Source organism: Streptomyces sindenensis (assembly GCF_014649035.1).
Classification (GTDB): domain Bacteria; phylum Actinomycetota; class Actinomycetes; order Streptomycetales; family Streptomycetaceae; genus Streptomyces; species Streptomyces sindenensis.
On sequence record NZ_BMSG01000054.1, the window covers coordinates 21,591 to 27,752 of the forward strand.

The following is a 6,162-nucleotide window of genomic DNA, read 5'->3' on the forward strand; positions in this document are numbered from 1 at the left end:
GGAGCCTTCCCGTCAATGACGACATCCTTGGTCAGGTATTTCGCTAGGGTTTCCGCATGCGCGCCGACCGACTGGTCTCGCTGGTCCTGCTGTTGCGGCAGCGCGGCCGGCTGACCGCCGACACCCTGGCCCGCGAGCTGGAGGTGTCCACCCGCACGGTGCTGCGGGACATCGAGGCGCTGTCCTCGGCCGGTGTCCCGGTCTACGCCGAACGCGGCCGGCACGGCGGGTTCGCGCTGCTGCCCGGTTTCCGGACCGAGCTCACCGGGCTGAACCACGACGAGGCCCTCGCCCTGCTGGCCGCCGGATCGGGGCGAGGAGAGCAGGTGTTCGGGCTCGGGTCGGCGCTCGCCTCGGCCATGCGGAAGGTGGTCGACGCGCTGCCCGAGAGCCATCAGACCGCCGCGGGCGACGCCGCCCAGCGGTTCCTCGTCGACCCGGAGACCGATCTGCTCTCCCGCCGTACGGTCACCGACGAGGTTCCCGACGCCACCATGATGGCGGTCCGCCGCTCCGTGCTCGCCGGGCACAAGCTGCGTATCCACTACGCGGCCACGGGCCGGGAGCCGCAGTGGCGCACGGTGGACCCGATCGGCCTGGTGACCGTACGGGACCGGGGCTATCTGCTGGCCACGCGATCCGGCGAGGACCGCACCTACCGGCTGTCGCGCGTGCTGGCGGCGGAGGAACTGCCCGAGGCGGCGGAGCGGCCGGACCGCGTCGACCTGGACCGGATCTGGCGGGAGCGTTCCGCGCGGTTCCTCTCCGACGACCACATCACCGCGCTCGTACGGGTGAGCCCGACGCGACGGGAGGAGCTGCTGGGCACCGTGCGGGCCGTCCGCGCGGAGGGCCTCGAAGCGGACGGCTGGTCGCGGCTGGAGGTCACTTTCCAGGACGCCCGGCATGCCGCATGGGCACTGTGGCAGCTCGGTACGGACGCGGAAGCCCTCGCACCGCAGTCCTTGCGCAGCGCCCTGCGCGACCGGGCGGCCACGATCGTGGCCCGCTACGGGGACGCGCCCTGAGGGAGGCGGCGCCCACCGCCGCCTCCCGCGGGGCCGGTCCGCCCGGTCACAGCCCGGGGATGCCGTTTCGCCGCAGGTGCAGTTCGGAGCGGACGAGTTCGAGGAGACGGCCGGTCCAGTTGCGGCCGCGGCCGGCGTTGTCGCCCCAGAAGGCCGATTCCATGTCGTCGTAGATCAGAGTGGCGTCGTCCGTCGCCAGCAGGATCTCGGCCAGCTGGGGATGCTGGTCGTACTTGGCGCGGAGCAGCCCTGTCATGACGGCGGCGCGGCTGTGCTCCCAGCCCGCACGGCGGGGTGCCGCGGCCGCGAGCCGGCGTGCCGCGGCAGCGGTGTCCGCCGCGGTGATCGCGCTGCTGACCTCCGGCTGTGCGACCGACAGGGCCCAGTAGGCGTGGGCGACGGAGGGGTGGAGGACTTCCCCGACGGTGATGGGGGCGGGGTAGTCGTTGCGCAGTCCGCGGTGGCCGGGGTCGGCCACCGGCTTGTTCGGATACGACTCGTAGAGCTGGATCGCGGGGGCGTGCGGGACCACCGGTCCGTCAGCCGGGACGCGCTGGTCGTGCTCCCGTCTCCAGTGGGCGCGCTCCTCGAAGTACGCGAGGGCCGTGTCGTAACTCTCCTGCGAGACCGGAGGGTCGCCGGGCAGATAGGTCCGGCCCCCGGGCCCGGCCACCAGAGTCCGCAGCGGCCAGTCCTTGCTGTCCATGTCGCCCAGCGCGTAGCGGCGCCGCGACTCCGGGACGGCGAGGAAAGCGGCTTCCGCCGCGGCCCGGTTCTCCTCGGTCCGGTCCGCGAGGAAGACGTCGACGGCGGCCAGACAGCGGTCGGTCGAGTCGGGCCGATCGTTCAACTGGTCGATGGTGTCGCGGACTTCGGCGATGACCAGTTCCGGGGTGAGCCAACTCCGCGGCTCGCCGAACTTCCAGGTCGCCAGATGGTGCGCGGACGCCTCGGCGCCCTCCGGGAGGGTGGTGGCCACCCAGCCGGTCCGCAGCTTCTCCTCGAACTCCTCGATCGTGACCAGGCCCCAGCAGTCGATGAGTCCGTCGGCGTAGATGAAGAGGTCGGTCAGGAAGTAACTGCCGTTGCGGATGAAGGCGTGCCGCCAGGTTCCGGGTATGCGGACGCCGTCCGCGATGCGATGGGTGATCCGTCTGCCGATCATGCCGTGATTGTGCCGCAGAGGCCGCCGGGCGGACTTCGGCACTTCGACGCCGAAGCTCGATCGCCGGTTGCCGACCGTCAGGTGCGGTGCGGTACGGCTCCGTCCCGCCGCAGGTAGAGGTCGCGCAGCAGGGAGATCTCGGCCCCGTGGTGGATCAGCTCCCTGTTGACGTGCAGCACCCGGTTCTCCAGGGGAAACCGCTCGGGCCCCACCGTGGGCGGATGGTCCAGGTCGGTGTCGGAGAGCTCGCGGACGCCCGTGTTCCATCTCCCGTACATCTCATCGAGCTGTTTCAGCGCCTCGTCGGCGGTCCCCGCGTAGGCGAAGGTCCGGGAGTCGACGTCCTGGCCGCCGAAATACCATCCGACCCGATAGCCCAGGCACGAGACGATGATGTGCCCCAGCCGCCAGGCGATCGTGGTCACCGGCGCGGGCGTCGGCACCAGTTCGGGGGGTGCGGAGTCCATCGTCCATCCCCCCGAGCCTGCCGGCATCGGTGCGGTCGACGTACCACGCGGGCGGATGCTCCAGCAGTCACGTACCGGCTCCCAGAAGTACTCCTCGTCGGCAAGGCCGTCCAGCCGTGGCCGCAGGTTCTTGTGCCAGTACCAGTCCAGCTGTTCCGCGAGTCGCTCGCTTCTTGTCATGGCTGCACAGTACGGGCCTGTTGAGCGACGTGATCATCGTTGTCCGGGGTCGGCGACGCCCCCGGCACAGGTCGGCGGTGCCCTGTCGCATCGAGCTCCGAGGGCGTCTCACCGAACCTTGACGGAGCAGAGCTCGTCTCATCGAGGGCGAGGTGCGCAGGTCGACGCGCTGCCGTATCGGACGAGAGCCTGTTCGGCCGACAGGCACAGATCAGTCGCTGCCTCCGGCCGGAGCGACGTTGAGCGTCACGACCCACCGGTGGGGCGAGATCAGCCGGGTCCGTGTGAAACCGTGGTCCTCGAAGGCGGCCATGGGGCCGGTGTGCAGGAACGAGCCCGATACTGAGCGGTCGTCGGTCTCCTCGGGGTAGCCCTCGACCGTGCCACCGCCCTGACGGGCGATCTCGGCCAGCGCCCCGCCGAGCGCGGTGTGCGCGACGCCGCGCTTGCGGAGTCCCTTCCCGGTGAAGAAGCAGGTGATGCGCCAGCCGGGCAGCGCCACGAGGTCCTTCTCGTACTTCCGCTTGCTCTTGATCTCCGGCAGTTCGGCAGGAGACCCGAACTGGCACCAGCCCAAGCAGTCGTCACCCTCGAAGACCAGCGCGGCATGGGTACGGCCCTCCCGAACTCGCTGCTCCTTCTCGGCTCGGTTCTGCTGGGAGGTGCGCCCCTTCCCGACCTTGACATGAAAGCCCATGCACCAGCAGCCACCCCACACACCGTTGTTCGCCTCGACCAATCGAGCGAAAGCGGGCCAGGTGTCCGTGTCCAGCAGCCGGACGACGAGGCGGGCGGCGGCGGCGTCTGCGGCGTTGTCGGTCACGGATCCCTCCAGGGAGGTAGTAGGGCACGGCCGGTCGATTCAGTCGGCTCGCGGGCGCTGCGGCAACACTTTGACCTGCCCATCTCATCTTCGACGAGACGAACCGCGCTCGGTCAAGACTCGGTGAGATCAAGGTTCGACGCGACAGGTCAGGCGGCCCAGAATCCCGGCAGTCTTGTGGTCCGATAGTTTCCGATATATCGTTGACGCATCGCGACAGATCAACGATGGAAGGAGCGTAGCGATGCGTTCACACGGACATGGATACGAGCACGGGCCGGGGCACTACGGGCCCGGTCATCACGGTCGAGGCGAGGGGGACGGCCGGCGGGCCGCTTTCGGGCCGTTCGGGCCGCCCTTCGGCGGCGGTCCCTTCGGGGGCGGGCGCGGCCGGGGCGGCGGTCGGGGGCGGGCGCGGCGCGGTGATGTGCGGGCCTCGATCCTGGCCCTGCTGAAGGACCGCCCGATGCACGGATACGAGATGATCCAGGAGATCGGCGAGCGCAGCGGCGGGGCCTGGCGGCCCAGTCCGGGCTCCGTCTACCCGACGCTCCAGTTGCTGGAGGACGAGGGGTTGATCGTCAGCGCCAGCGAGGGCGGCAAGAAGCTGTTCACGCTCACCGAATCCGGGCGGAGCGAGGCCGAGACCGGACCCGAGGCGCCCTGGGAGGAGGCCGGGCGTGGTGTCGACTGGGAGAGCGTGAACGAGGTCCGGCAGGCCGGGGCCGGTCTGATGGAGGCGTTCGGGCAGGTCTGGAGGACCGGCTCGGCCGATCAGCGGCAGAAGGCGCTGACCGTCATCAACGACGCGCGCAAGAGGCTCTATCTGATCCTCGCCGACGAGCACTGAGGTGAGTGCTGAGCCGGGCGGGGCGAGGCGCGCTGTACGTGAGGGGCTTCGCGGGACGGTTCCGCGGAGCCCTTCACGTACGGGTGCGGGCGTGGGTCAGGAGGTGGCGAGCCCGCCGAGTTTCCGCAGTGACTCCTGGAGCGCCGCCGTCGCGGAGTCCGTGAGCTTGCCGCCCATCAGTGACACCGCCGCGCCGGTGAACTCCCCGTCGATGCGCACCGTCGTGGCGTCGCCCTCCGGGGTCAGGGTGTACCGCATGGCCAGGCTGACCCCCATCGGGCCCTTGCCGCGGGTCGCCAGCAGGCGGCCCTGCTCCAGGGCGTCGACCGTCCAGGTCACCTCGGCCGGGAAGCCCATCAGCTTCATGTTCTCCTCGTAGCCGGCCCCGGCCTTCAGCTCGGCCGGGCCGCCCCCGGGGAAGCTGGTGTGGGTGGCGTTCCACTCCCCGTACGACGAGAAGTCCGTCAGGCGGTCCCATACCTTCTCGGCGGGTGCCTCGATACGTGTCTCGGCGCTGACTTCGGCCATGCGACCACCCCTGGTTCGTCCGGTACCGGTGTCGCGGAACGTAGCGAGGGGTGTGCCAACATTCAATACTGATGAACCGTCAGATCTGCTGGGGCTGTCGGTGCCGCCAGATCTCCGCGGCGTCGAAGCGGTCGGAGGCGCGGGGGTGGGGTCCGTCGTCGTGGCAGTGGAAGGCCGCCCAGAAGAGATCGGCGGGCAGGGCGTCGTCGGGTGCGTACACGCGGTAGACGTACTGCAGCCCGTCCTGGGCCAGCAGGGCCACCATCCAGAACACCCGTTCCTCCCCTCGCGTCCCCCGCTGTGTGCGTTGTGGCGTGAGGGACGCGCGCGCGGGGGTCCGCGGTTGCCACAGGGGCGTGCGATGCAAGGCGGCGCGCGCCCTGGATGCCGCATGGTTGCGTCTCCCGGCACGATTTCATCCGCAAGGATGACGGGCCACGCCATCGTCCCCAACCTCGGTGGGATACCCAATGGGTCGTCCCGGCGATGCCTTTCGGCTCCGGGACTGATGGGGTAGAGGGGTGCAAAACCGGACGCCGCGGATACCTGAGCAGCCCGCACCGAACCACCCCGGGATCGATGCCCGCTTCACCGACGAACAGGCAGCGGTGCTGACCGGTGCGCGCAGGCGTGCGCTGCGGGACGGGGACCGCCAGATCGACACCGCCCACCTCCTGCACTCGCTGGTCGAGTCGGACCCCGAGGTCCGTGAGGCCTTCGACGGCGGACCCCGGCTCGCCAGGGTGCTCGGCTATCTCGTCCAGCGCAGCATCGGCTACGGGCTCCGCTGGCAGGGCTCCGTCGAGGACTCCGGGGCCGTTCCCGTGGTGCGCGACCCGGCCGCCGAGGGCTGGTCGCCCTCGGCGCTGGCCGCGATGGACGACGCGCTGTACCGCGCGGCATCGCGCGGCGAGGACCGGGCCCGCGGTCTCGACCTGCTCGCCGCGCTGGCCGCCGACGCCGAGTCGCGCGCGGTGGAGGTGCTCGCCCGCGGGGGCGTGGACGCGCGGTGGCTGGCCGACCGTGCGACGGTGCTCGCGGCCAAGAGGGCGCGGCGCGGCTGAGAAAGTGTTGGGTAACTGATCAACTGCTGCTTGTAGTCGACGGCGGTGATCTTCGTG

The 6,162-nt window shown here is 70.6% G+C and carries 8 protein-coding genes; 3 read left to right on the forward strand and 5 right to left on the reverse strand.

The genetic code is table 11. The annotated features are described in order from the left end of the window. The first annotated feature begins 56 nt into the window (after positions 1-56). Positions 57-1,028 carry a helix-turn-helix transcriptional regulator gene (locus IE145_RS32330; RefSeq protein ID WP_189528985.1) on the forward strand — a complete coding sequence of 324 codons (972 nt, stop codon included), beginning with the start codon at positions 57-59 and terminating at the stop codon, positions 1,026-1,028. A gap of 46 nt (positions 1,029-1,074) precedes the next feature. Here the strand turns inward: IE145_RS32330 and IE145_RS32335 are convergent, their stop codons facing one another. From IE145_RS32335 to IE145_RS32345, 3 genes are all read right to left on the reverse strand, one after another. Next, positions 1,075-2,193 carry an NADAR family protein gene (locus IE145_RS32335; protein ID WP_189528986.1) on the reverse strand — a complete coding sequence of 373 codons (1,119 nt, stop codon included), beginning with the start codon at positions 2,191-2,193 and terminating at the stop codon, positions 1,075-1,077. A gap of 77 nt (positions 2,194-2,270) precedes the next feature. Next, complete coding sequence (locus IE145_RS32340; protein WP_189528987.1) at positions 2,271-2,840, reverse strand: DinB family protein; 570 nt, start codon at positions 2,838-2,840, stop codon at positions 2,271-2,273. 211 nt (positions 2,841-3,051) lie between these two features. Further along, positions 3,052-3,663 carry a GNAT family N-acetyltransferase gene (locus IE145_RS32345; RefSeq protein ID WP_189528988.1) on the reverse strand — a complete coding sequence of 204 codons (612 nt, stop codon included), beginning with the start codon at positions 3,661-3,663 and terminating at the stop codon, positions 3,052-3,054. A 244-nt stretch (positions 3,664-3,907) separates the two neighbouring features. Between IE145_RS32345 and IE145_RS32350 the strand changes: the two genes are divergently transcribed. Continuing rightward, complete coding sequence (locus tag IE145_RS32350) at positions 3,908-4,513, forward strand: PadR family transcriptional regulator (RefSeq protein ID WP_189528989.1); 606 nt, start codon at positions 3,908-3,910, stop codon at positions 4,511-4,513. 96 nt (positions 4,514-4,609) lie between these two features. Here the strand turns inward: IE145_RS32350 and IE145_RS32355 are convergent, their stop codons facing one another. After that, positions 4,610-5,041 carry a type II toxin-antitoxin system Rv0910 family toxin gene (locus tag IE145_RS32355; protein WP_189528990.1) on the reverse strand — a complete coding sequence of 144 codons (432 nt, stop codon included), beginning with the start codon at positions 5,039-5,041 and terminating at the stop codon, positions 4,610-4,612. A gap of 79 nt (positions 5,042-5,120) precedes the next feature. Further along, positions 5,121-5,315, reverse strand: coding sequence for a hypothetical protein (locus IE145_RS32360; protein ID WP_189528991.1), 195 nt, complete (start codon positions 5,313-5,315; stop codon positions 5,121-5,123). A 247-nt stretch (positions 5,316-5,562) separates the two neighbouring features. Here IE145_RS32360 and IE145_RS32365 point away from each other — a divergent pair, with 247 nt between their 5' ends. Continuing rightward, a complete protein-coding gene (locus IE145_RS32365; protein ID WP_189528992.1) occupies positions 5,563-6,105 on the forward strand; it encodes a Clp protease N-terminal domain-containing protein in 543 nt (180 codons plus the stop codon). Positions 6,106-6,162: the final 57 nt, after the last annotated feature.